This is a genomic window from Bacteroides sp. AM37-9 (genome assembly GCF_003603455.1).
GTDB classification, from domain to species: Bacteria; Bacteroidota; Bacteroidia; order Bacteroidales; family Bacteroidaceae; genus Bacteroides; species Bacteroides xylanisolvens.
Genome location: NZ_QTNF01000002.1, coordinates 110,722 through 135,330 on the forward strand (window position 1 = coordinate 110,722; position 24,609 = coordinate 135,330).

A 24,609-nucleotide genomic window follows, 5' to 3' on the forward strand; every position below is an offset into this window, starting at 1 on the left:
ATTACCAATTCGGGTTTTGAACCATATTTTTATTCTTTATCACTTCCGAGTACGGAATAGGATAGAAGTAACGTTTCACATTAAACGTAGTAGACAATACATTTATCTTATAATAAGTCGTTACGGCACCAGAAATTTGAATATTTAAACCTTCCAGAGGTTTCTCAAAAACTTCTTCAGCTATTCTCCAACGACGGATATCCCAATAGCGTTGTTCTTCAAAAGCCATCTCAATACGTCGTTCGTTTTGAATAATTTTACGCATCTCAGTTTTATTTATCGCCCCTAATGCTCCTAAGCCATAATTATCATCTTCATCGATACCCGCACGTTTCCTCAACGCGATAATAGCATTATATACATCTTGTGAAGGTGTCGACTGATATTCATTCAACGCTTCAGCATAATTTAGCAATACCTCTCCATATCGATACATCACCCACAAGTGTAGTGCTTCATTATCATACTCGCTTTTCGTTTTATAATCTTTCATAAACTTAGATATATAATAACTAGTTCGGCTATATTCGGCCCCTGAAGGATTATTCGCTCCACCGAAATTTGTTTGAAGCTGCGTATTCAACCAAGAAGAACCATGATGCAATACTGTTAACTCTAAACGGGGATCACGATCTCTATACGGATCATTCTTCTCATTATATTCATATTTTGTACTATTACCGGGAGTTTTTCCATCTTTCATTAAAAATGATTCCACTAAATTTTGTGTTGGATTAGTGTTTCCATATCCCTGCGCATTTCCAGAAAATCCCAATGGACCATTAGCTGTTTCAATACCTTTTCCTTTCCCTATAGGACGAAAGAAAATTAATTCCGGATTACTTGTTGAGCTATAAAATTCTGTAGATATATTACGGTAATCAGTTGTCAATGCTAACGTCTTTTTACCATTAGGACCAAACTCATCAATCAGCGCCTTGGCCGCTTGAGCCGCCAGATTCCATCGCTCCGGATCATAAGAGGCATATCCTATCAATTCATTTCCAGGTTCTATAGGTCTTTCATTAAACAACGGACTAGCTGCATACAACAATACTCTGGCTTTCATTGCCATACAAGCTTCTTTTGTAGGTGCATGTGCATAGTCACCACCATCCGATATTGGTAATGAACGAAGATCATTTTTAATTTCATCCAGTTCACGAACAATATAATCAACGCATTGAGCAAATGTATTTCGGGGAAGCTCTATATCATCATTCAAATCGTATACTTGATCCCCCACCAAAGTGACACCGCCATAACGTTTCACTAGTTCAAAGTAAAAGTGAGCTCTCAAAAAACGAGCTTCCGCTTTCATTGTATAATTCAACGGTTTTACCTCTCCCAACGCATTCGTATATTTCAGGTTAAAAGGCACCACGTCAATATTATTAATCAAGATATTCGCTTTACGGATTCCTTGATAATATTCACCCCATTCCATATCTGTCACACGAGTTAATGCCGAATAGCGTCCCATTAGCAATTTATAGACAGCTGGGTCATTATTATTGACAGAGACAGCATCATCCGAGGCTGCATCCAAAAAATCACCATCTACCCGGTTGTATCCACTATATAAATGTTCATAATAGATATTGTTCAGAAATCGTCTGGATTGTACTCCAGCCGAATCGACTCTGGAAAACAAATAATCAAGCGTGAATTGTTCCACCGGTTCTTTTTCATATCCATCGTTACAAGCCGAAGCCATGAACAACAAGCCTGCACACAAAAATGTTAAATATTTATTTCGTACCATACAATAATTCATTAAAATCTGATATTAATACCTGTACTAATGCAACGTTGTAGCGGATAGCTTGTGAAACTAACTTCCGGGTCAACTAAATCGCACGCAGACTTTGTAAACAAGTTCTGTCCATTGACAAATAATTTCACACGCAAACCACCTAAATTGTTACGGCAAAATGAATCGGGCAAGTTATATCCCAAACTGATATTTTTCAAACGGATATAGTTTCCGGAACGTAACCAGAAAGAGGAGTTCCAGCCATTACCACGATTATAATTATTTCCACCAGCCGTCAGTCTTGGGAACGTAGCAGTTTCAGCTGTTTCCGGAGTCCATCTCCCCAACATATTTTCATAAGCCTGACCATAAAATTGACCATTTTGTTGGAAACCCTCGGTCAAAGTCACATCGCCTAAATAATAATCACGGTTATAAGCTCCTTGCCAAAGCATAGAGAACTCTAGTCCTTTCCACTCAAAACCCAAATTAATTCCAAAATAGGAATACGGTTTATCACCACCAATTACAGTACGATCAAACTCATTAATCACTTTATCACCATTCAAATCTTTGTATTTGATATCACCTGGCTGAATATTTTTAAAACCTTCGATAACCGGACTATTTTCTATTTCTTCTTTGGAAGTAAAAAATCCATCGGCTACCAATCCGTACATTACTCCTACAGGACGACCTGTTTGACGTAGATATTCTTCCGGAACATACTGTTCGTCCATATAGAGCAATTTACTTTGATCACAACTCCAGTTAGCAGAAATATAATAATTGAAATTACTCACACGGTCTTGATAAGTCAACGAGAGTTCTCCACCAAAACGACGTACCTTACCTATATTTTCTGCCGGATAATACTGTCCAATTAACTGGATACTTTTACCTCTGCTTTGGAGCAAATCAAAATATTTATCATTATAATAATCTGCAGTCAGTTTTAAACGGTTATTAAATAATGACAAATCAACTCCTACATTCAACTTATACGCTTTTTCCCATGTCAAGTAGGGATTAGCTAACGGGGTATTTTCTGTTGTAAGATTCCCCATGCCCAGATTTGTTCCCATTGGGTAACCAGCTGCCACATTGCTAGAAAAAGTTTGTCGATATCCATAATAACCAGAGTTATCCATACCATTACCTGTCTTACCAAATGTTCCACGTATTTTTAACTGATCTAGCCAATTAGCATCTTCCATAAAATTTTCTTTGCTTATATCCCAACCAAAGCCAAACGCGTAGAAAGTTCCCCAACGGTTACCTGGCGCATAACGATTGAAATAGCTTTCACTCAAAGCAGCCTGTACAAAATATTTCTCTGCATAATCATAAGCCACATCACCTATAATATTGGAAGGCAACTGAGGTAAATCATAGTTGACCAATGTTTGACGAGTGTCACTCATTAAAGTAGCTTTTACTCCATGTTTTCCAAAGCGCCGATTGTAGTCGACAGCAATCTGACCATACATCTGCTGATAACTAGTCACTGAATTAAAGAAATTAGATTGTGTATTTGTGGCCCCATGTAGAGTATAAAATTCTTTCCCTTCTTTATCAAATCCATAAGCATATACCGGAGCACGTTTGCTTCTTTGAACATAGGAACGGTTCTGAATAGAAACATTACCCACCATACGAACTGACAGACCTTCCACTAATTTGCCAAAATCATATTTCAAGTTAACGCCTCCTACCATATCTCTCGCGCTATCTTTGATATAACCTGAATTAATCGACTGTGACATCAAGTTATTATCAAATGTTTTATTACCACCCCATGTTCCATTTGGGTTTTTTATAGGATAAGCATTATTAGGAGTATTATAAATAGAATTTAATAAGCTCCCATAAGATACACCTGGTTGATTGCCATCTTCCACGCGACCAAGCAAAGTTACTTTTGCTGTAAAGTCATCAGTAATATTGATGTTCACCTTCGAAGAAATCATATAACGTGAATATGATAAATTCGTATCATGTGCATCATTATCTGTGGGATTTGCAAACAACCCTTTTTCACCCTGATAACCTACACTAACAAAATATTGTGTAACCCTATTACCTCCTGTTACATTTAGATTATATGCCTGTGTAGTAGCATTTTTGTTCAATATTTCATCGAACCAATTTATATCAGGATGTGTGTATGGACTAGAATGTGTACGGAACTTATTAAAGTCATCGTATGAATAAAGCGGATCCTTTCCGTCATTTTGTAATGCTTCATTCAACAAGTATGCATATTGATATGCTGATAGAGGTTTAGGAGTTTTCAATGCACTCTGCACACCAAAACGTCCCGTAAAAGATAAATGGATTCCTTCGTTAATAGGTTCTTTAGTTGTAATCAGTAAAGCACCACGCGAACTACGCATGCCCAAAAACATTGATGACAACGCATCTTTTTGTATAGATACCGACTCGATAGCTTCCGGGTCAAGTGAATATAATTCTCTCTGGATACCATCAACAACTACTACTGGACCATTACCACGTGAACCGATACCAAATTCTGTGTTGTCACTATAAAATCCCTCACCAAATAAAGGAACGCTACCAATCAAATCATTTCTTGAATTAGCAGCAATCTGATGTGCACGAGCTCCTGCATATTGACTTACATTCAAACCTGCCATACGACCTTGCAAGGCTGGTAAGATGGTTGTCCCCATCATAGACGACAAGTCGTCCGTGTACACAGTAGCAGCAGAGCCTAAATAGTTTTTCTTATTTTTAGGCTCATAAGGGCCACTAACGGTTTCTCTATTTTTAATAAATTGTTCATTTAATGTCACCTTGAATACACGCTCTGTATTCTTCAACTTATTAACCTTAACTTCTTTGTGAATGAACTCCGGATGTGACAAACGCAGTACATCTCCTTTTTTCATTTGAAATGTAAAAACTCCATCAATCCCTGTTATAACTTTAAAATCACTATTTTTCATGGTGATCGTTACATCCGGAACCGGATTACCGTATTGGTCAACCACCTTACCGATAATACTAGTACCACCTACTTCCTGCGCAAATACTTTCGGAGACATCATTCCCCAAAGCATACCCATAGCAAGCAATACAAAATAAAACCGTCTACTTATTTTAGTTACTATATTATACATATAATTTATCTACCTTTTAATATTAATAAAAAGAACATGATGGCTTTATTCACAAGCAAGTTCGCAAATAAAAGGTTCCTTGTCACCTTCTATCTCTCCCCCTTCCGCAGCTATTTTATCATCAGTACTCGTAATACTAAGCGTACCATCCTCATTTGTAAAGATGTACTCAATACGGGTGATTGTTTCCCCCTCTTGAATTCCAAAATATTCTGCCGGCCAAATTGTTAAATTAAAGATATTACTAAGAAAACTGTCTTCCTTAGGCATCAACGTCTTTACACTCTTTTCTTTTACTTCATACGTATTGCCATTATCCGTATATGCAATAGCTTCCAGATAGACAGCATCAGCCTTCTTAAGTTCATTTTCATATGTATCACCTAGGAAAGTGAATGTCACAAAGTCATCTTGTAATGCTGCTAGCGGTTCAACTTTATTATAGTGAAAAGCACAGAAATCAGTTACTTCGCCTACTCCTTCTACCACTTCAAAGCAGTCGTGGCTAGGTACATACTTCTTGTATTTCATACCGGTTTCGTCATTTCCGGGAAAATCATCTTCCGCAAAATTAATGAAGAAAGCAGGCTTAAAACGGAGATTTTTAGGTCCTGTTTTACATTTCAAAGTTATTTTGAAAGTAGCGTCCTCATGCTCAAGCATCGGATAGATCTTATTCGTACTAAAGGCTACCCATTCCATATCGTTCAATACATTGGTACCCACACCATATTCAGCCCTTAATACTTCTGACCAAGGTACATCCACATTTTTTGGCACTAATTGGGGGTCAACAGGTGACATGGGAAACGGAGTTACTCCATCTTCCTTACCAGTAGCCGTATAAGTCACAGTTGTATTCTCACGTGCATTCCAACTTTTCGGGACCAAGATTGCCATAAGAAATTTTCTTGTTTGATTCTGTGCACATTCGATATGTCCATCAATAGTAAAAGTGGCAATTTCTCCTGCTTTTGCCCAATAAATGGGATTCTCTTCTGTACCTTGGTTGATATTAACCTTATCAAGATAAACACATCCGACTACAACAAGCGCCATCAGAATACTACTGCCTACCCAAGCAACCCTATTTTTTTTGATATTCGTTTTCATAAAATTACCTTAAAACATTATTCTGTTACTTGCTTAAAAGTATAGATATACTTATTTGTATGACATCCCGGACTCAAAGTGATGGTCATCTGACGTTTTCCATCTACTGTTCGAAATCCAATAAGCGTCTTTATTTCCGTCTCTGTTCCATTTTCTTTAAAAAAAAGATGGAACGGATATATAGGATCATCTACACTCCAGCTACCATTACCTTTCACGATAAAAGGTAAATAGTTTTCTATTTTGTATGTATTATCTTCATTCAGCACAATATGGAAACGCGTAAAATCCATCATGTCCGTAATGTCTACTCCATTTCGAGAAACAGCCGACAATTGCCAGTTGGCATTTATGTTTTTAGCTACTTCTGAATAACTTTCAGGGGTTATTTCATCTTTAAATGTATCGCAAGAGCTGACAGCTACTGCCAATGTAAAGAAAACCCCCATTGTAAATCTTATATTTAATTTCATATTATATTCTATTTCTTAGAATTATTCGTAATAAGGATTTTGTATCAAATCTTCAGATTTCACCGTTTCTTTATAAGGAATAGGAAAGAAGTACATCGCTTTACGGAAAGTATGTTTACGTACCGGAACCACCTTGCCTTTTTCTGTTATATTTTTGGTAATTTCGAATCCGTGCATTTGCATATTTTCAGTTTCTTCAGCAATCATCCAACGACGCACATCAAAGAAACGATGTCCCTCAAAAGCCAGCTCAATACGACGTTCCAAACGAATAGCGTCTTTCATTTTTTGGTAATCTGTTTCTACGCCCTCTTCCAATCCATACCTACCGTCATCTCCAGCATCGATACCAGCACGTTCACGAAGTACTTTCAATACTTCATACGGACTTATAATTTGTTCTCCTAAAATATCTTTATGATCAGGCCCATAATATTCATTGACTGCTTCTGCATAATTCAACAGGATTTCAGCATAGCGAATCAAGTCAAACGCCTGTGAAGTACCTACAAACCAATTTCCCGCTAATTGGCGATGACTAAACTTCCGAATATAATATCCGGTCGGCGTACCACTTCCAAAAGCATCAGTAGTCGATCCCACCCCCTTATGAGTATAGACGACGTGATCTTTATCACCTCCACTCATCATTACACTACCATTCCAAACAACAGTATTAGCAAAACGTGGGTCACGTCCTTCTGCTGGTTTCATGGGATCATAAGGATATTTATCGCTCTTTCCTATTTTCTTTCCATCCTTCATCGGAAACTGTTCTACCAAATCGTGATAAATATACCCTCCATTACCATTACCACCACACGTAGGAGGACCAAACAATGCCTCACGTTGATTGCCTTCCCCTGGCCTGCATTCAAATATCATTTCACAATACGATCCATTTGAATACGTCACATAGGCCCCATCTGGCACCTTACCAAAGTCATTATTATGAAAGATTGCATAAAATCCCCATCCTGGTTCTGTTCTTCCGGGATTGTATCCATCAGCTTCTATATGGCGTGTGTAAATAGCATAACGATTTAGCTTTATCACATCAAGAGCTGCATCAACAGCTGCCTTCCAACGTTCTTTATCATAATCAGGATGACCGATCAACTCTTTTGGACAATTAGTAGATATAGCAAAATCACTACCATTGAATAATTTACTAGCTTCATATAAACGAATACGAGAAATCAACCCTTTACATGCACCAGCGGTAGCGCGTCCATTATTTATACCGCTAAATACAACAGGCAAATCTTTTGCAGCCAACTCACATTCGTCTACAATATATTTCACACAATCAGCATATGTGTCACGCTTTGTTTTCATATCATCCGCCACTTCATATATGGTATCACCAAGCAAAGGTACTCCACCATAATGACGCAACATCATTGCATAATACCACGCACGCAAGAAACGTGCTTCCGCTTTATACTGAATCTTAGTGGATTCAAGTAACGGAGCACCATCCACATACTTCATAAATAAATTCACCCTTCGTATATTAGTATATGCTTTCTTCCAAACATCATCTTCCAATACATTAAGTGAATTAATAGTCCCTGTTGCAAACATCACATCATTAGTAACATCAGAGACTACTTTATAAGCAGCCTCGTCACAAGCAGTCTGTAAGCCCCCATGTTCTTTTGTTACCCCAAAAGCATTAGTAGTGTATCGATTGGGCTTAACATCATAACCAACATCTACATAAATTTGAGAAAGGAACCCTGCTGTATATGCACTATCTGCAAAAACAGATTCCCGATCAAGATCTGTTGTTTCAACCTGCTCTAAATTTGCACAAGATGAAAACAACCATACACCTACAATAGGTAAGAATAAATAAAACAAGCTTTTCATATACAATAGAAATAGCGGTTAATAAATCGTTTATAAACTCTGTGAACAGTAATATTCATTATTATTAGTTTTTTTTTATTAGATTACATTTATCTACTTTATTAATAAGACGATTAAAAAACAATACACCACTAAACAACATTGCTTTTTTGTAGTATACAATATCTCTTTATTAAATATGTACTTCAGGAATATCTTGAAAACCAATATTTAGACAAAGAATGGTTATAAATGAAAATACCACATATAAGGATAAAAAACAGTTCATTCGAGCTTAACTATTTCATAATCGAAAGTATGTATTTCCACCGGACCGAGCAGTCCTGAAGACTGCAAAGGCGAATCAGCCTTCCATGGATTGATTGTTGTCCATGTCATACGTTGATCTTCTGGAAGATGTTGATCACCGATAAGACGGTTCTGCCAATTGTTGACTACTGTTACTTCTAATGTATTATCACCCTTCTTCAGATATTCTGTCACATTCAGACGATATGGGAAAGTCCATACTCCACCTACATATTGCCCATTCAGTGTCACTTTTGCCATTACCATTACATTACCCAAATCAATATACAAGCTCTTCTGCGGAAGTTTTTCCAATGTGAAAGTAGTTGCATAAACAGCCTGCCCGGAAAAGTATTTTATACTATCATTCTCTGAATCCATCCAATCTTTCAATTGAGACCAAACTACCGGTGTCTTCGGTCCACGTTTACCTGCTTCAAACGTGATCTTCCAAGGGGTATCTATCTTATAAACTATTGCTTTCTGTGGGAAATTATCTTTCTTTTCTGTTACTTTGTTAGTCTTGCGAAAAACAATAAAGGCGCTTTCATTTCCTTCCAACTCAACAGGTAAAGATATATAGCCTTTTTTACTTTTAAAATCTGGTAAATAACGAATCTCTCCTGTTACAGGATTCCAAAGTTCCGGAGAGAATTCCTGCGACACACGAAATTCTCCGTTAAAAAACACTTTCTCATTATGCTGATTGGACACAAAATAAATTTCCGCATCTGGTAGATTTCGATGTATAAACAAAACTGGCATATCTTTTTCACACCTAAAATCAGGATGTATATTCAGTGTATCCAACACATCTTGTAAAATAATACCCCGTTGAAACACTCTTCCTTTTCCATAATGATCGTTAGCAAACAATTCTGTACCAATATGTGATACTTCCTTATCTGCTTCAGGATAGCCGGACAGGCTAGGAGAATATTCAGGAGCATCACCATAAACAGCCAAGCCATCGTGTACCAATTCACTAATCTTTCTCAGTACTTCGGGGCGCATTGATTTTTGATTTGGCAATACCAGTAAACGGTACTTCATTCCATCAGGCAGGGTCAAACAACCATCTTTAACGATAGCCCTCGTTAAAAGAACCTCGGCATTAATAAAGTCAAAAGAATATCCTTTTGGTAATTGAGGATCTATTGAACCTGTCATTTTGGGAGCATCTTCACCGATGAAATAAGCGACATCCGCCACATAAGTACCTTGCTGTAAAAGGAAGTTCGACCTCCGCAGATAGTCTGTAAATAAATCCATTTGACTAAACCAAGTGTTTTTACGATGAAAATCATTTCCAAACCAAGCACTCACACCGGGATTACGATCTTCATAAGGTTGGTGAATATACAAATGGAGTAATGAAGCATTGATACCTTCAGCGAAAAAACGATCAATACGTGCTTTCATATTGCCCGGATAATGGGTGAAATTAGGTCCTCCACTTGTACATGATTCTGCCCAAATACGCTTTTTACCGTAAATATGCCCACAAGAAGAAGCACAACGATTTTCAATTAACCCCAAATCACCAAAGCTCCAAAATTCACCACTAATCTCATCAGATTGACCGCCATATTGCAAGAACTCTCCCGGAAATCCCCAATGCCCATAATTTTCCAACCAAGTTGTGAGTCCATGTTGATGACAAATATCTCTCAATCCACCTACATAATCGTATGAAACTCCATCTGCAATCAGACGGCGCAGATCCCAAAGAAAACGAGAAGACATATCTTCATTCCCTACTACTTTACCATAAAGAGTAGGTAGATAAGGAAGTGGATCATATCCATAAGCTTTCTTGAAGCGCTCCAGCATATCATCCGTCCAATTTTGGCTACCCGTCTCATAACTGTCTTGCACTGCTATTTTCAGGCTCTTACGATCAGCTTCAGGTATACGGCGAAGAATTTCACCCATATAAGCATCAAAGTGTGCGTTGACATGTTGCTTACTCATTTTATCCACTTCAAGTCCGGTAGCTTCAGGGGTAGCAGGTGTATTTGTCACACCTGTCGTTTTCATTTCCAAACAGGAAATAATCCAGTCACCTTCCGGTACATTCCAAGTCAAAGTCCCATCGGAAGAAAGAAAAGCAGTCAAATCTATTACTTTATCCTGTGGTATCACAAAGCCCTCCGAATCGTTATACCAATCCTGATTAGTCCACATATATGAATCCCATTTAGGATCGGGACGTTGATACATCTTCGCCAAAGATTGTTCCGGATATCGTTCTATCGTTCTTGCGGAAGAAAGAGTGACCGTGGCTTCTACATCCCCATAAGAATTAATTGGCTTATCCAACAATAAACGAAAGTCCGCAGATTCCGTTGCAGGAAGAGAAAGAACAACCGGAGCATTGGTGAAAAATCCAACAGAACGCATACCATTGGTACGGTCTATCTCAAACTTCCGGATCGTTTTATAGGCATCACCGACTTTAGCTTGGAGCTCCGCTTTCGTCCAGACATAATTGTTTGTAGCAAAAATGAAACTACGAATTGGCTGTGGTTCATCAAGGTGCATTTCAAAAACTACGGGTTCATATCCTTTCTGTTGCACTTTCCATTCTTTTTGAAACATGTCGCTTTGGACAGGATAAGCAATAATACGAACTAACTGCATAGAATCCGAATATCCAGGTACTGTGTACGAAAAAGTTTGCTGACCTTTCACCCTCGTATCGGTAGCTGCCAGATAACGCATACTCTGTTCCGGTTTCACCCACGGTCCTCCCGACTGACTCCACCCAGGACTATTAAACATTCCTATTTCTATGTCCAGTTCTGTCGCAGTTTTCAGTGCTGCATGTATGGCATCCCACCATTCGGGCGTAAATATCTTCACATCTCCATAAGCATTTCCTCCTATATCAATATTTCCTATATATGCACGGGTGATCCCTGCCTTTTTCATAGCATACAGGTCTTTAATCACTCCCTCTTTTGAGATATTATCTGAAATCCAATACCAATAACATCCCACTCGGATATTATCGGGAATTTCCCGAAAGCCTTTTTCAATAGTTACTATAGAAGGTACACCTTTTACATTCGAGCACGCTGACAAAAAACAAATCAAGGCACACGTAATCATTACTAAAACATTTTTCATGATATCATATTTTTCACTTTAGTCAAACGAAACTTCCAGCAACTCCTCCAGCCAATTAATAAAAAGATAATATATAGACCGGAGGAATATTGTGGAATTTCAAACACCAATCCTAACTTTTTACCTATATCTATTGAACTTTATACTATGAACGCTTGAAATTTAAGAAACCACTAAAGAGAAATTTAAAAAGAATCATATAAAAATAATAATCAAAGCGATTAACTTCAAATCCATTCACTAGACAATTTTCCTAAAGTTAATTTTGTTTCTGCACAGACTTAAATTAAATGATAAATTAGTTTATTACGGTGCGTTTTTAAATGTATCAATAAAAAATTCAGCAGCCTCTAGAAAAGATTTTTCATTTTCATTTCTCATATTCTCATAGGTGACTGATAAACAGCAAATAATCAAATAAATAGCTTATGAGAAATACTTTCTAAGACGGCATTTCTCATAATACTCCTTCTATTTTTGCTTAAAATTCACCTTATTCTCATAGTATTTCAGAGTATTTCTCATAGTCAAATACTATCTTCTCCTTTTTTCTGGTTGAAGATAAACTGTAGTTCCGATTGTCCCATATATTATGGGAAAATGTTCCCTAATATTATGAAAATTTATTCCCACAAAATAAGAGAATCTTTTCCCTACTAGTAGGGAACACTTTCCCACAATATATGGGACAAGGAGAATATGTACTTCCCTGATGATGGTTGACTAGTTGTTTCTTTATTCTTGTATAGGTTGATTGGAAAAACACTATGAGAAATGAATCTAACAAGTATGAGAAACAAGGTTAAATACGGGGTATTTGACGGAAAAACTATGAGAAATGCCATCTTATAAATCATTTCTCATAATCTATCCTATTAGTTTTCTGCCATTTATGATTAATGAATGAGAATATGAGAAATGAAAATCATAAATACACGGTTCTTCTTCAAATTCCGTGCTGTTTTATTTTAAAATCTATCTTGTTTTTAATTTACAATTTGCATATAAATCAATAGATTTTATTGTAATAAAAATAGCGGATATGCTTGTCTTTTAGTAACTTTATAGCTGACCAAAGCCTCTAGTTACTATGTATCCAAACATATCCGCCTTCGACAAAAGTAATGAAAAAGAATCATTAAACAATATTCAATCTAATAAAAGGTTTAGCATTGTTTCCATCCGTCTTGCTGTACCTGGCTTCAAGCAGGAACATCTGACGATACATGAAAATCAAGTAGTGGTTCATTTATCCAGTACTCGCAAGACTTCCGCTTGCCCTTATTGCGGGCGAAGAACAAAACACGTACATAGTTATTATTTCCGTCATATTCAGGGTTCTGAAAGCTTTAACATGAGTACTGTTCTTCTTGTAAAGGCCCGTAGATTTCGTTGCAAACACTGTGTACGCACCTTCAGCGAATCCTTACCCGGTATAGCTCCCCGTTATGGACGAAAAACCCAAGAAGTTTTAGACAGAATTACTTCTGTATCTTTAAAAACGACTTCTCGTATCGCTTCATACTTATTGGGGCTTCAGCATATCTCTTGTAGCGCTTCCACTTGTCTACGCAGTATTGACCGGAATCTTCCGACTTCCCATGCTACAGCTATAGGAATCGATGACGCAGCTAAAAAGAAAGGGCACACTTATATGAGTGTGGTTGTCGATCAACATAGCCATCAGACCATTGCGCTGCTGGACTGCCGTTCGGGTAAAGAGTTGGATAACTATTTATTAGAAAACCAACAAATACAGTTTGTAACCAGAGACGGATCTGCCACTTATGCCGATGCCATAAGCCGTTGCCTGCCGGGTGCAATTCAGATAAGCGACAAGTTTCATCTGATCAAAAAAATGCTTGATATGCTGGCCGATGAGTTTTCCGAGCTACTACGCAGCTTTTGGGGAACGAAGAAAACATATAGCTTCCCAACCGTACAGGAATGTAAAACAGAAATTATGAAGGATTTCTGGAACCTGGGTGAGAAAGACATCGGGAGAAACTTCAATTTTTTATAGAAGCGGATAATGCATACAGAGAAGGAAAGACTTTCTACCAGATAGCACAAGCATATAATATGCATACAGAAAAAGTCAGGAAATTATTATTCAAACATACGCGTAAAGACTACATGAGCGATGAACAGAAATTAATTTTTAAATTTATTGATAAATTGGCTCTGGAGTTTTCCATGGGATGCTGGAAGGTGAATCAGTTAGTTAAAAGGATGGATAATAAGCTTTCAGCATCGGCTATAAAACGAGTCAGTCAAACACTAAGAAACAGTATCAAGAGCCAGCAGAAAGAAATAAAAGAAGAGAATAGAAACATTGCAAAGAAAATAAAAGAAAACCGTATATCAAGAAAGACTATCCAACGCTTTATACTTACCGGAAAACCAAAGTTGGAAGAATTGGAGAAACTCTATCAGAGCAAACGGGCCAAACAGGCAATAGAACTTGCGAGAGAGTTCAGGGAAATTCTTAATAGAAAATCCCTGAATCCATTGGAAGGCTGGCTCGAAAGGGCGGAAGATGCAAAATCCGAAGCTATCAGAGGGTTTGCCAAATATATAAAATCCGACCAGAAAGCGGTAAAGGCAGCTATTGATTATTCCTGGAACAATGCAGTACTGGAAGGTACGGTTAATAAATTAAAGGCAATCAAAAGACAAATGTATAACAGGGCAAACATAAAATTACTGTTTGCTAAAATTAATGGATTTAGCACATGAAACAGCACGGAATTTGATTAAGAACCAAATACACTCTAGTAGCCTCCTAAGTTCAAGTTAAATAGAAAATCATAATGCCCTGCTTCTACATCAACAGTCTGCTTTTTAACACTCACTTTCTTTTCATTCATTTTATATGAGACAGCATTATTGGGGATGCAAACTGTAGCCGTTGTTCCGGCAGGAACTGTCAATTGAAGATTCAACTGATTATCATCTTTCAACTTCCAATTAACGGCAATTGTGCCATAAGGTGATTCTTTCGTTACTTTTGCCCAGGTCACACCGTTTGGTATTTGAGGATCGACATAGAAGTGACGATATCCAGGGTTAGCCTCGTCAAGACGTATTCCTCCTACAGCCTGATAAAACCAAGTACCAATTCCATTGTAACAATTGTGCACACGACTTCGTTCTCCGCTCCAATATTCCCAAGTCGCTGTCGCACCATGGTCAATCATATATAGATAACCGGGATAATCACGTTTCTTCATCATTTGATAGAAGAAATCCACTTGTTTATTCCGAACAGCCCATTCTGTCAAAATAGGTACTCCAACCAAACCAACAGCAATATGTCCTTTATATTTTTCTTCAGTCATGGCAATGACATTCTTTTTCACTTTATTGTATAAAGAATCAGGCACAACACCTACTAACATAGGATAGCACATATCCAATTGTGAGCCGGTAGAATAGATTCCTTTATCCGCACGGTAGAACGTCCGATGAATCAACTTGTTGAGTTTTTCTCTACGCATAACAAACTCTTCCGCCTCTTCTTTGTTTCCTAATGTTAAGGCTGTCTTATACATAGTGCTCAAGCATTCGCTGATAAAACAGTTACTTACCAAATCCACTGAAGCCTGATTACCTGCATCTACTCCCATGGGTGCCAGCCAGTCACCCAAATACCAGTCACGGTATTTGGTATCGGGCCAACGTTTCAGCAAACCATCTACTGTATATTTATCAACATACTTAAACCACTCTTTCATTTGAGAATAATATTTCTCAATCAAGCGGGGATCATTATAGTTGACATACGTTCTCCAGGGAGCCTGTACAAAGAATCCGCACCAATACGGACCGCCGCCACCGGCACCCGGATTAGGACCAACATGCGGCAAACTTCCTCCTTCACGCATGGAGTCTCCCCATGTTTGCACCCAGTTTTCAAATGTTGAAGCTACATCGTACATCGTTTGCAAAGACATCGTTGAGGAGTTTCCATCACCACCATATCCTGCACGTTCCAAATGCGGACAGTCTACCATATATCCACTAAAAGTCAGACATTTCATCGTATACTGAATCATTTGGTGAATAGCATTCAAGTCGGCATCCGAACATTCAAAAGTTGCGGTCTGTTTATAATCTCCATAAATTTGCAGAGATTTCATTGCACCTGTTTCCGGTTTCTGAGGAAGATTGGAGATGCGCACATATCGAAAAGCGTGATGATTGAATTTATTTCTGAAGTATTCTCCTTGCTTACCACCAGATATATAAATATCACTTTCACCTTGCTTGTCAAATTCACCGTCTTTCGTCAAATTATCACTATATTCCATAATAACTTCATGACCCGCCGGCAATATAGGCATTTGCATCTCAAACCATCCGGTCTGAACCTTCCCCATATCTACCAGCCAGAGACTTTCACCCAGCTTCTTTACAGACACAGCCTGCAAAATCTGATGTATCTTGTTTACCTCACACATTTGAGGGGAAGCGATATGATCGGGAACATTCACTTTCACAACAGGAGTCCATTTCATTTTGTCTAAAGCCTGTGTTGAAAGATCTCGCGAAAGAATCCTTCCATCCACCCTCTCACCTCCAAACTGCAAAGCACGCCAAGTACCTGTATCCGAATAGCCACTTTCACGTCCGTACCATGCTCCGTCTGTCTTCGTTACGACTTCCCATTTACCATTTCTCAACACATCCAATTCTGCTTTTACCAGCGGACCTTCATAAGCTGTTCCGAAAGTCGTCGTTTTATACCAACCTTGTCCCAGCCAGATAAGCAGATCATTTTCTCCTTCTCTTAAATAAGGAGTAATATCATAAGTAACAATTAGTGAACGTTTAGATAAATGTGATACAGCAGGGGTCAGAACGTCCTCCCCAACCTTTCTCCCATTGATATAAATTTCGTGATAACCTAACGTATTTACATGCAGGAAAGAAGTCTCTCCCTGAGTCAATTTCACTTTCTTGCGAAGAATAGGAGCACAAATCTTACCACCTTCAACAGAAGCCCCTATATATTCTCCTTGCATCTGTGATTTATTCAAGATACCAACTCCAAAACGGGCAACAGGACTCCATGAAGAAATTTGTTTTTTATCATCCCAAACGCGTACCCGCCAATAACACAAAGAACGAGAAGTTAAAGCTTTTCCCTGATAAGGTACCATAACCGAAGTATTGGATTTCAATTTTCCGGTATTCCATAAATCAGCTTTGTCCTGCACCAACAAAATACTATCCGAAGCTACCTGTATTTCATAATAAGTTTGCCCGCCTTTCCAGCCGTTCCCCTTTAACTTCCAACTGAAGTGAGGAGTCACATTATCAATCCCCAAAGGTTCAATTAGATTTTCACATTTTAATTCCGACAAATAAAATGATGATGTTTTCTTATTTCCATACACTATCACTGACAGCCAACAGAAACAACCAACCAAACACAATAACCGTTTCATACTATTCATATCATATTTCATATTTTACTTATTTAAGAATGACAAAATTATACGAGCCCGACGAAACTTCCATCCGAGCTGGATTAACTTTATCCACTACAATATTACTATTTCTACTTATCTGTCTGCCTGATTCCAATATCACTCTGCTCCCCCAATCCGGAATCGTCACCGTAGCCGATGTATTTGCTGGTACTTCTATTTGAAAATTCAGATTTCCACACTCATCTATTTTCCAATCAGAACGGATTTGACCGTACAGACTATCATAGATAGCTCTACAATACTTCAAATCGGGAACTATTATCGGCTCAATATAAAAATGCTTCATACCCGGATTTGACAAATTAGGTTTTATACCCGCCAATGAATTATAAAACCATGCCACAACACTCCCAAACATCGGATGACAATGTCCGCATCCCTCATCGTTTCCATCCCCATTCCATGTTTCCCAAAGTGTATTATTTTTTTTGTCAGCCAAATAACCATAACTTGGAAAATCCCGCTGATTCATCAATTTATAGGCAATGTCAGCTCTTCCATTTTCTGTCAGCACTTTCAGTAAAAGTGGAGTAGCCAGTATACCTGTATCAAAGTGATAATTAATCATTTTCAAATGTTCGAGTAAAGCCGAGAACACTTTTCCTTGCTTACCTTCCGGAACAAGTCCGAATGCCAACGCAAATACATCGGCTCCTTGTTTTCCCTCCCAATAATGACAGGTTGCTTCATTGTAGAATGCAGCGTTGAAGTTCTTTCTGATCGTTTCGGCAAGTGTACGCAGATAATGCTCATCATCTTTCTTGTCCAAAATACCCGCAATATCTGCCATGATGCAAGTAACATGATAAAAGTATGCCGTATTCACCAATGAGGCAGGAATTTCAATTCTGTTGTGAGGAGTAGACCACTCACCTAAACACCATCCATTCGGTTCCTCCCTCACGACTATCCCCTTGTCATCAGTACGAGTCTGAAGATATTCAACCCAATGCTTCATTCCCTGATAATGTTCCCGTAAAAGTGTAGTGTCACCATAGTGGCAGAAATAGTTCCAAGGTATGACTACATAAGCCGATCCCCATGCAGGTCCTCCGCCTCCACCGCCAAAAGGTGCGGTATGGGGAACATAGCCTGTATTTTTATTGCTCGCATCACTAATATCAGTCACAAACTTCCTGAGAAGACGAGTCATGTCAAATGAATAGAGCAGGCTTTCCGTGATGACTTGCCCGTCACCAGTATAAGCCAATCGTTCGCGATGCGGATCGCTACTTATTATACCTTTGAAATTGGCATGCATTGTACGGTTATAAGCCTCACAGATATTATTAAACAGTTCGTTAGAACATTCAAATTTTCCCGTACTCCTGATATCTGTATAAATGGATTTCACCCGTATGCTTTGCCCGGAGATTTCGATTCCCTCTGTTGCGATAACTTCTACCTTTTTAAATGCATGCCAGGTAAACTTGGGTTCCCATCTTTCTTCCTGACCGCCTTTCAGTATATATACATCTTCCTGACCATAATCCAAGCCCTCATCACTAATGAAACGCAGCTTCACAGAGTCCCCTGCCCTACCTTTCACAGTAAGTTCACACCAGCCCGAAACGGTTTCAGGCAGAGTGAAGATATACAAAGAGTCGTTTACCTGTTCACAATGGGTATTTACCGTTCCCATCACTTTCGTAAATGGAATTGTCTGTGCCTGCAAGGTCCCCGTAGGAGGACGAACCACCAAAGCCGGTTTCCAGGTAGAGTCATCATACCCCTCCTGATTCCACGAACCAAGTTCAAGACGGGCATCATAAACTTCACCTGTAAATATTGCATCATGCAAAATCGGTCCCGTAGTCGTTTTCCATGATGAATCAGACACAATCGTTTCCCTACTTCCGTCTTTGTATTCAATCTCCAGTTGTAGTATCAGCTTAGGAATATCATACCACATATAACCTTCCACAACACGGTCGCGTTGATTATACCAGCCATTACCTAATACGACCCCAATCACATTGTTCTGTTTCTTCAAATGGGAAGTGACATCAAATACATTATAAAGAACTCTCTGTGACGACTGGTCATCATAATGATACAAAAGTTTTTTCAACGATCTCTTATCATAATTCGTAACGGCAGGAGCCAATACCTGATCTCCTATTTTATTTCCGTTAAAAGTCATTTCATAAAAACCCAATCCACAGACATATACTACAGCCTTTTTGACAGCTTTCTTAATTGCAAACTCTTTACGAAAATACGGTGCCGGATATGTCAGTGTCGAGTCCGGATATAGATCTTCTGTCTGTCCTATCCATTTTGTCTTCCAGTCGGATGATTTTAATAATCCCATATTCCAGCTCGACACATCACTCCATTTAGTAGGAGTGTTATCTTCATCCCATACCATCACTTTCCAATAAAGCTGTGCTTCGGATGGCAAAAGTTTTCCCCGATAGTTAATAACAGACTCTGATGAATTGACCTTACCGGAATCCCAATAATCACCTTTCCCTTTATTGAGCTGTTTCAGACTGCTGGATACCATAACACGATAGGCCGTTTGCCTTTTTCCTCTTTGATCCGACACTAGTTGCCATTGAAGTATCGGTTGTCGGCTCTCAATAACTATCGGATTCTCCATATTATCACAACGCAGATTCACGACACGGGTATTGCCTCTTCCATAAATAAAGGAAGAAAATATCATCAATAACAAGAAGGTTTCAAATAATCTATTCATATTGCCCAATTTAAAGAGTTTATGCAATTTATGTACAATGAGCATTACTCAATCCTTGCCAGCCTCACTTTATGAGTGACAGGTTTATTGATTTTATAAATTGTTTCAACAAGACTCTTCATATAATTGCTCCAAACCTCCCGTATTTCGGGATTCATCGCTTTTATATACCAATCGTAGCTCATCCTAAGAAACCCGTCTTTAGGTAAGTACTCTTTTAGCTTATCGATAGCTTTTTTATCATCTGCAAACAGTAATCCTTCTTTTTTCAGGAATGAATATTCGGTCCACAAGTATTCTCTGAAACGTTTCTCCACTTCAAACCGTTCTTCATTCAGATACATGATTTTCGCAGCTTGTTGATATTGGGGAGTATTCGGGTAATCTGCCAAATTCACTCCATTCGCCAACTTTTCGGATGAGAGATTGTCAATAAACTGATTGTCTATAGTTAACCGATACATTCCTTTCTCTAAGTTTGTTACCTGAAAACGTTCCTGATTAAACTCTTCCATAAATGGAACCAACTGCATTGCATCGCGTTGTGACCTTTTATTTCCCCAGCCACTTCTAGAAATTGAATCCAGCGGATAAGGAAGAGCATACGCCAGATAATCAAAAGTCAGATCAGCTCCGTTCTTTTTCAGTTTTGAAATCTTGCAGTTCTTATGGGTTATTACAGATGAATGATATGCATCAATAGATACTGATGACACTTCATCCCCAGCCAGTCCCTGTGCTTTCAGAAACAAATAGACCATAACCATCTGTCCGTCATTATCCGGATGAATTCTATCTATCCTGCAGAATGTAAATGTAGAATCTGCCTCCTGCTCTTTTCTGCTTATCTCACGCATCGGTTGGTTAAAATCAACAAAACCCCAGCCATTCTTTTTAGCCGATGTACGTTGGGCATCTATTATTTTTAAAATGGCGTTATTCTTATTACGCAATATAAAATTATTAAACTTGGAAGTCTCATCATAAGGAGAACCACCAATCAATACTTTCTTTATTTTATTTTTAGCCAGTAAGCGTTCTTCTATTTCCCGATAGCTTTCCAATGACTTTGCAATCCGTTGTTCTGACAGTTCTTTTGCATTATCTTTCATGTAAATATCATAACCGGTATCGTTCATACCGAAAGTTAGAGTCACATAAGTTGGTTTCCTGTTGAAAACATCATAGTCCAAACGATCCTTCATATCCCACGCACTCTCTCCACCAATTCCGGCATTCATGATAGTAATCGGTTTATCCGGGAAACGAGTCATGTAATACAACCAGATAAATGAATGATAATGTCCGCCGTGAGTAATGCTGTTTCCTACAAATACCACACGTTCCCCTTCTTCAAACCGGGGTATTGTTGTTTGTGCCTGTAAGTAATCGCAATTTATATAAACTAAAGATAACAACAAGAGTATCCTCATTTTTAGTCTATTAGCCATTTTCTTTATTCTTTTAATCAAACCATAAAGATAACCGTACAACAATCAATCTGCTATATCCAGCTTGTTCTTCTCTGCTTTCCCATACTGTTTCACCAATACACTTACGCCTCCTTTCAACAGTTCGGGAGTTGCCTCCATAGTGATAACCTTTTCTTCACCAGGCATCAACGTCGCATAATTATCGGACATAATTATTGGAAGTATTCTTTTTTGCGTAGCCTTATTAACAAGCCTCACCCGATTAGCAAAAGCCACAGTCCCGGAATTGTTCTTTACAGCGATCTTCATCTTTCCGTCAGACATCGATTTATCCACCAATCGGCAAGACAAATCGGCCTCTGGAAGTGTATTCAGCAATGTATAATCAAGATCATTCACACCATTCCGCCAATAGAAGTTTTCAGAGATTAGATTACCTTTGACATCTGTCAGTTCCAACTTGATAAAATGAAGCGGAGTCAGTTCTTCTATCTCTTTTGGTTTCTCACCGTAGATTTCGAATTCGAACAATGAATATCCAAACTGTGTGGCACGGCTGATGCCTGCCAATTTCACATAACGTGCTGTAACAGGTTCCAATTCAATCTGTTCAGTACCACCTCTTCCATCTTTGTTGGCATAAACGGTTTTCCATTCTTGCGCATCATTCGATACTTGCAGTTCGTATTTCTTAGCACAAGCTGCCTCCCATTTCAAAATAGCCTTTTCTATCTTTTCTTCTTTACCAAGATCAATGTATATCCATTGAGGATCACTGTATGCACTTTCCCAACGACTTCCCGCTCCTCCGTCAGTAACCATTGAAGCACTTTTAGAGGCACCTGTTGAAGAAGAAGCTACAGCCTTCTTTCCATAAGCCAGATTGAAAGGGTTAAAGTTCAAAGAAAATGCTTCTGCAATGTTGCTGGCTGCCACATCGACCTGTTTTGCCTGTCCGTATGCAGGCACTTCTTTTCCATTCAAGTTGTAAATTGCAGCTTTAGCTATTGCACCTTTCAAGTCCTTTGCTGTAGTATTTATTACTTTTATATTGTTATTGGAAGCATTCCATTGGATATGTAAAGGTTCACAAGCCTTTTTTGCTCCCCAATAAGCACCTGTAGGATCGTAATAATAGTCATAAGTCTGCCATACAAACGAGGGATAAGCCGGATGGCTCATCCAGATCAGAAGTCCGGCTGCATCATTCCACATCTTATCGTTCCAAGCCTCATACATACCTTTCATCACTTCGATATTCAGCATTTGCGCTTTCTCGCAGAATTCTTCCAATCCGGATGATTCTCCGTACTGTGTGTTCACTGAATTCTTATAATTAACCGGGTTGGCATTAGACGCTTCCTTACCGAAGAAATGTTTGTTCCATACATTGTCATCATCATTCTTCAACTGCTCATCAGTAGGCAGAGGCCACCAGTCTTTTTGCGGGATAAACTCTTTGATGCTTTCAAATGTGGGGAAAGTGGCCGTTCCTATTTCTGTACGCATACCGTAACCGTGATCAATACCGTATGGATAAGCCGGTGTATTAAATGCCAGATTACTGCCTGAAGTTTCAAAATGGTGTCTTGGAGGTTGATTTCCCCACCAACCACTTCCGGACAATCCATCCTGATTGGAGCAAGACTTATACATACGGTCATTATTGTCCTCCTTCGCAATCATTTCACGCAGGTAATTATCCAAATCAGGTGCCGGATGCGTTTCATTTGCTCCACACCAAATAGCAATAGAAGGATGGTTTCTAAGACGTCTGACTTTATCAAGGGCATTCGCTTTAAATGCTTCCGGTTGCGCCACGTCATTGTATGCTACATATAACCAAAAATCATTCCATACCATAATCCCATATTTATCACAATAATCATAAAACTCATCATCAGTAACACACCCTGTCCATAGACGGATCATATTGTAATTCATTTCCTTATGAAGTCTGATTTTCGTTTCATACTCTTTACCCTGACATCGAAGCAGATATTCGCTCATTCCCCAGTTTCCACCTTTCAGATAGATCTTCTGTCCGTTGATAAAGAATGTAAGAACAGGATATCCCACTACATTATCGACCATTTTATACTCATACTTCTTGATACCGAATGTCATTTCTTTTACATCCGACACTTTTCCATCTACAGAACAAGTCAGCTTACAAGTATAAAGATTGGGATCACCATAACCATTCGGCCACCAAAGTTTCGGATGGTCAACGACCAATTGCGCTATGTCATCTTTGTTAATAGATAGTCTGGCTGTTGTTCCTCCTTCTACCCGAATGTCTTTAGAGAAAGAAATATTCCCCGGCTGAATCACTCCGGATACAACGACATCTTTGGGGGAAGAAGAAGCATTTCTAATATCTGTTGAGACAGAAAGCTCTGCTTTCTGCAAGGTCGGTAACTCTGAACGTACCCAAGGATCTTCCATCACTACATCTCCCGTTACCACAAGATAGGCATTGCCTGTGATACCAGCCAGACGTCCCGGAACGTATGGCATCCAGTCCCAACCGGCACCAGCCAGATAACTGGGGCTACACGCAACTCCATACGGGTCTTTAGCCTTACGCGTCTTTTTCTGATCGGCATCGGTAATCAGAACAGCTATCACATTCTTACCGGATTTCTTTATCAGATTAGTTACATCAAACTTCGAACGTAACATGTGACCGCTTACATCTTTAGTAGATGTTTTTGTTCCTGATATCTTCTCGCCATTAAAATAGAAATCGGCAAAGCGGTTCGTATTGTCGAAATGAAGCCATACCCGCTTCCCCTCCGAATAAGAAGACGGGAGTTCGAATTCCGTACGATACCAGAAAGGACGGTTATAAAACGTTTCGTCTACTTTATAAATATTATCGGCATAATTAGGATCTGGAACGATTCCTGCTTCAACATAAGCAGTAAAAACAGTTCCGGGAACCACACCTTTAACGTAATCGGACATTTTAAATTCCGGAGTAGAAATCTGCTCTCCGGTTATGTTCTCTAAATCTGCCTGGGGTTTCACTTCCCAGATAATCCGAGGATTAGAGCTGTTCAAAGACATCCATGTACTCTGCTCTGCACACCCTGTCTGGATTAGAGCCAATATAACCGATACAATGATAAGCCCAAGTTTATTCATCATACTATCAAGATTTTAAAGTAACAATTTGTTTTAGAGTATGT

Annotated in this window: 12 protein-coding genes; 2 read left to right on the plus strand and 10 right to left on the minus strand. The window is 38.7% G+C overall.

What is annotated here, in order from left to right; genetic code table 11:
- Position 1: 1 nt before the first annotated feature.
- From DW862_RS01745 to DW862_RS01770, 6 genes are all read right to left on the minus strand, one after another.
- Positions 2 to 1,765, minus strand: coding sequence for a RagB/SusD family nutrient uptake outer membrane protein (locus DW862_RS01745; protein ID WP_165861869.1), 1,764 nt, complete (start codon positions 1,763 to 1,765; stop codon positions 2 to 4).
- 11 nt (positions 1,766 to 1,776) lie between these two features.
- Positions 1,777 to 4,899: a SusC/RagA family TonB-linked outer membrane protein gene (locus tag DW862_RS01750; RefSeq protein ID WP_120067186.1), complete on the minus strand. Its 3,123-nt coding sequence runs from the start codon at positions 4,897 to 4,899 to the stop codon at positions 1,777 to 1,779.
- A gap of 45 nt (positions 4,900 to 4,944) precedes the next feature.
- Positions 4,945 to 6,012, minus strand: a complete 1,068-nt coding sequence (locus DW862_RS01755; protein WP_120067187.1) for a DUF4961 domain-containing protein — start codon at positions 6,010 to 6,012, stop codon at positions 4,945 to 4,947.
- 17 nt (positions 6,013 to 6,029) lie between these two features.
- On the minus strand, positions 6,030 to 6,485 hold the full coding sequence (locus tag DW862_RS01760; RefSeq protein WP_120067188.1) for a DUF5004 domain-containing protein: 456 nt from the start codon (positions 6,483 to 6,485) through the stop codon (positions 6,030 to 6,032).
- A 21-nt stretch (positions 6,486 to 6,506) separates the two neighbouring features.
- The gene (locus DW862_RS01765) at positions 6,507 to 8,360 is read right to left on the minus strand and encodes a RagB/SusD family nutrient uptake outer membrane protein (RefSeq protein WP_120067189.1); all 1,854 of its coding nucleotides are present in this window, start codon (positions 8,358 to 8,360) and stop codon (positions 6,507 to 6,509) included.
- 264 nt (positions 8,361 to 8,624) lie between these two features.
- Positions 8,625 to 11,780 carry a glycosyl hydrolase gene (locus tag DW862_RS01770; RefSeq protein ID WP_120067190.1) on the minus strand — a complete coding sequence of 1,052 codons (3,156 nt, stop codon included), beginning with the start codon at positions 11,778 to 11,780 and terminating at the stop codon, positions 8,625 to 8,627.
- A gap of 1,090 nt (positions 11,781 to 12,870) precedes the next feature.
- Here DW862_RS01770 and DW862_RS01775 point away from each other — a divergent pair.
- Together DW862_RS01775 and DW862_RS01780 are read left to right on the plus strand one after the other, a co-directional pair.
- Positions 12,871 to 13,803, plus strand: a complete 933-nt coding sequence (locus DW862_RS01775; protein ID WP_120067191.1) for a transposase — start codon at positions 12,871 to 12,873, stop codon at positions 13,801 to 13,803.
- A 59-nt stretch (positions 13,804 to 13,862) separates the two neighbouring features.
- Entirely contained in the window at positions 13,863 to 14,519 is a 657-nt protein-coding gene (locus DW862_RS01780; protein ID WP_120067192.1) for a transposase, read from the plus strand.
- A gap of 35 nt (positions 14,520 to 14,554) precedes the next feature.
- On the opposite strand, the gene DW862_RS01785 is transcribed toward DW862_RS01780, so the two are convergent.
- The 4 genes from DW862_RS01785 to DW862_RS01800 are packed head-to-tail and all read right to left on the minus strand — an operon-like array spanning position 14,555 to position 24,568.
- The gene (locus DW862_RS01785) at positions 14,555 to 17,242 is read right to left on the minus strand and encodes a family 78 glycoside hydrolase catalytic domain (protein ID WP_120067244.1); all 2,688 of its coding nucleotides are present in this window, start codon (positions 17,240 to 17,242) and stop codon (positions 14,555 to 14,557) included.
- A 19-nt stretch (positions 17,243 to 17,261) separates the two neighbouring features.
- The gene (locus DW862_RS01790) at positions 17,262 to 19,982 is read right to left on the minus strand and encodes a family 78 glycoside hydrolase catalytic domain (protein ID WP_118407835.1); all 2,721 of its coding nucleotides are present in this window, start codon (positions 19,980 to 19,982) and stop codon (positions 17,262 to 17,264) included.
- A 44-nt stretch (positions 19,983 to 20,026) separates the two neighbouring features.
- The gene (locus tag DW862_RS01795) at positions 20,027 to 21,433 is read right to left on the minus strand and encodes an SGNH/GDSL hydrolase family protein (protein ID WP_120067245.1); all 1,407 of its coding nucleotides are present in this window, start codon (positions 21,431 to 21,433) and stop codon (positions 20,027 to 20,029) included.
- A 45-nt stretch (positions 21,434 to 21,478) separates the two neighbouring features.
- A complete protein-coding gene (locus DW862_RS01800) occupies positions 21,479 to 24,568 on the minus strand; it encodes a discoidin domain-containing protein (protein ID WP_120067193.1) in 3,090 nt (1,029 codons plus the stop codon).
- Positions 24,569 to 24,609 lie beyond the last annotated feature (41 nt).

Bases quoted from the DNA above. Each gene is read 5' to 3' on its own strand.
- DW862_RS01745 (WP_165861869.1), bottom strand. From the start codon at position 1,765: ATGGTACGAAATAAATATTTAACATTTTTGTGTGCAGGCTTGTTGTTC.
- DW862_RS01750 (WP_120067186.1), bottom strand. From the start codon at position 4,899: ATGTATAATATAGTAACTAAAATAAGTAGACGGTTTTATTTTGTATTG.
- DW862_RS01755 (WP_120067187.1), bottom strand. From the start codon at position 6,012: ATGAAAACGAATATCAAAAAAAATAGGGTTGCTTGGGTAGGCAGTAGT.
- DW862_RS01760 (WP_120067188.1), bottom strand. From the start codon at position 6,485: ATGAAATTAAATATAAGATTTACAATGGGGGTTTTCTTTACATTGGCA.
- DW862_RS01765 (WP_120067189.1), bottom strand. From the start codon at position 8,360: ATGAAAAGCTTGTTTTATTTATTCTTACCTATTGTAGGTGTATGGTTG.
- DW862_RS01770 (WP_120067190.1), bottom strand. From the start codon at position 11,780: ATGAAAAATGTTTTAGTAATGATTACGTGTGCCTTGATTTGTTTTTTG.
- DW862_RS01775 (WP_120067191.1), top strand. From the start codon at position 12,871: ATGTATCCAAACATATCCGCCTTCGACAAAAGTAATGAAAAAGAATCA.
- DW862_RS01780 (WP_120067192.1), top strand. From the start codon at position 13,863: ATGCATACAGAAAAAGTCAGGAAATTATTATTCAAACATACGCGTAAA.
- DW862_RS01785 (WP_120067244.1), bottom strand. From the start codon at position 17,242: ATGAATAGTATGAAACGGTTATTGTGTTTGGTTGGTTGTTTCTGTTGG.
- DW862_RS01790 (WP_118407835.1), bottom strand. From the start codon at position 19,982: ATGAATAGATTATTTGAAACCTTCTTGTTATTGATGATATTTTCTTCC.
- DW862_RS01795 (WP_120067245.1), bottom strand. From the start codon at position 21,433: ATGGCTAATAGACTAAAAATGAGGATACTCTTGTTGTTATCTTTAGTT.
- DW862_RS01800 (WP_120067193.1), bottom strand. From the start codon at position 24,568: ATGATGAATAAACTTGGGCTTATCATTGTATCGGTTATATTGGCTCTA.